This window comes from Rhodovulum imhoffii, assembly GCF_003046545.1.
Taxonomy (GTDB): Bacteria; Pseudomonadota; Alphaproteobacteria; order Rhodobacterales; family Rhodobacteraceae; genus Rhodovulum; species Rhodovulum imhoffii.
Map to the genome: position 1 here is coordinate 1 of NZ_QAAA01000045.1, position 2,017 is coordinate 2,017.

Here is a 2,017-nt window from a genome sequence, read left to right on the forward strand (position 1 = left end):
AGGTCCTTCAGGCCCTCGAAGCCCTGGGTCTGAAACCGGCGCTTCCATTCGTAGAAACTGGTCCGGTCCATGTCCCGCTGGCGGCACGCCTCGGCCACGTTGCCGAGTTCCCTTGCCAGCTCCAGAACGCTCAGGCGCTGCTGAGCAAGCTTGGTGGCGGTATCACGCGGCGTAGCTTTCTTTGCTGTCGATGATCGCCCCATGGGTGGTTCCTCCTTCCCGAAAATAGCACGGAAAGAAGGTTAAGTGGGCAATCCGCATCCCTGATCTGTGCGGAGCTTGCGGACAAGCTCATCAGCGGACTCGCGCGGAAAGCGAACGTCATTTTCGAAAACAAAAGGATCTTTCAGGGCCGGTTTTCTCAAACGGCTTTCGGCAACCCAGAGACATAGCCATATGTCTAGATGCAAAAGCAAATCTGCCGCCAGAGATTGCTCTTCATTGGATAGAAAATGTATATGATTGCGCAGAGTCTTTGCCATATGCGCATTGGATTTGTACAAAACCATGGCATACATGTAGCTTTTTTCATTCAAAAGGTATGCCTTGTATATTTTGTCTGTATAAAAGAGCAAAAACGCAAGCTTGCGAGAAAGCTGTGCGCGCTCTGCTTGAGAGAAGTCATTTCTCATCGTCAAGTACAAACCTGTATCCATGAAGATCAATATATGGCGGGTATCCTGGTATATTGGTTGCTCTTATGATTCTTTCGAGCTCATCCTTTTCCATGCCGGTGTCGATTTTCTGAAGTGCGTCGAGATCCCGTATCCGCCTGGCTTTTCCGCTCCATCGTTCGCCGGACGCATGCTGTTGACGTTCCTTTATAAATGCTTCCCCTTTGGTCTTTATTCCAATGACGAAGTCAAGACAAAGACCGAGGAGTTCGGAGTGACTTCTTTCCAGCACAGAAGGCAATTTGTCAGTGCGATTGACCGGAAACCGTCTGACCTCAAGGATTGTCCCGTTGTCTACAAGCCTGTTCATTATATGTGCCGTGACACCATATTCCCCCACATCGTCATACAATGCAAAGTTCACACACCCGCTTCCGGGATATTCCGGGGGCGCAGGATGGAAGTTTATAGCCGCAATTCGTGCCCTTTTAAGTAATGAGTCAGGTAATATAAAAAGGCTGCGAAAGGATATAATGTAGTCTCCCTCCCACCATGTGACGTCTTCGTCCATTTTTTCAAACCGGTGGCCAGATAAAATACAAGTTACATCGAACCCGAGGCTTTCAAGTCTATCCAATATCTCCCGGCTTCCGCGGCACTTCTTTCTTCCAAAAAATAAAATGGATGTTTTCCTGCTGTTGCCGTTATGCATTCTGGGCTCCATATTTCTGTCTTTTTCCCAAGCTTTTGGATTAAGGCCTGTGCGAATTCTTCCTTCAGTTGCTTTTCGGTGTTGTGCGTCAGACCCTCGGAAAACCACCAATCCTGATGAAACCTCTATTTCGAGATCGGCCAAAAAGGGTGTGCAGGCACTTTGATCTGATCCGCAAGTATTTTGTATTCATTCTGATACCTTCCCATATTGGATGGCCTAGAGCAAATCAATGGGCCCTGACCCTAGGGTCAGGATGCATTGATTTCGCGCGAACAGCATGATTCACGGCTTTGAAAACGGAGCGGTGACATGAGCGATCTCTTCTGGCTGACCGACGCGCAGATTGCACGCTTGGCCCCTTTCTTCCCCAAGCCTCATGGTAAGCCTCGGGTCGATGACAGGCGGGTTTTGAGCGGGATTATCTTCATCAATCGCAATGGCTTGCGTTGGCGGGATGCGCCGAAGGAGTATGGTCCGCATAAGACGCTCTACAGCCGCTGGAAGCGGTGGAGCGAGAAAGGCATCTTCGCCCGGATGATGGCAGGTCTGGCCGCTGAGCACGCGAAGAGAAGACCGTGATGATCGACGCGACATACCTCAAGGCCCATCGAACGGCGACCAGCATGGCCGCCAAAAAGGGGGGCGTGGTCGTCTGATCGGTCGAACCAAAGGCGGCATGAACACCAAA

Annotated in this window: 3 protein-coding genes and 1 pseudogene; 1 reads left to right on the forward strand and 3 read right to left on the reverse strand. The window is 50.5% G+C overall.

Going from position 1 to position 2,017, the window contains the following annotated elements; translation table 11 throughout:
* The 3 genes from C8N32_RS14670 to C8N32_RS14680 all read right to left on the reverse strand — a co-directional run.
* Positions 1–203, reverse strand: a 203-nt coding sequence (locus tag C8N32_RS14670; RefSeq protein ID WP_146159733.1) for a helix-turn-helix domain-containing protein, incomplete at its 3' end; no start/stop codon positions are given.
* 39 nt (positions 204–242) lie between these two features.
* Positions 243–632 carry a hypothetical protein gene (locus C8N32_RS14675; RefSeq protein WP_146159734.1) on the reverse strand — a complete coding sequence of 130 codons (390 nt, stop codon included), beginning with the start codon at positions 630–632 and terminating at the stop codon, positions 243–245.
* Positions 622–1,470 (reverse strand): formyltransferase family protein, encoded by an 849-nt coding sequence (locus C8N32_RS14680; RefSeq protein WP_146159735.1) that lies wholly within the window; start codon positions 1,468–1,470, stop codon positions 622–624. The genes C8N32_RS14675 and C8N32_RS14680 overlap by 11 nt, the downstream gene beginning before the upstream one ends.
* 168 nt (positions 1,471–1,638) lie before the next feature.
* Here C8N32_RS14680 and C8N32_RS14685 point away from each other — a divergent pair.
* Positions 1,639–2,017: pseudogene (locus C8N32_RS14685) on the forward strand (IS5 family transposase); the annotation flags it as partial.

Excerpts from the sequence above, each read along its gene's own strand:
- C8N32_RS14675 (WP_146159734.1), bottom strand. The coding sequence starts at position 632 with ATGAGAAATGACTTCTCTCAAGCAGAGCGCGCACAGCTTTCTCGCAAG.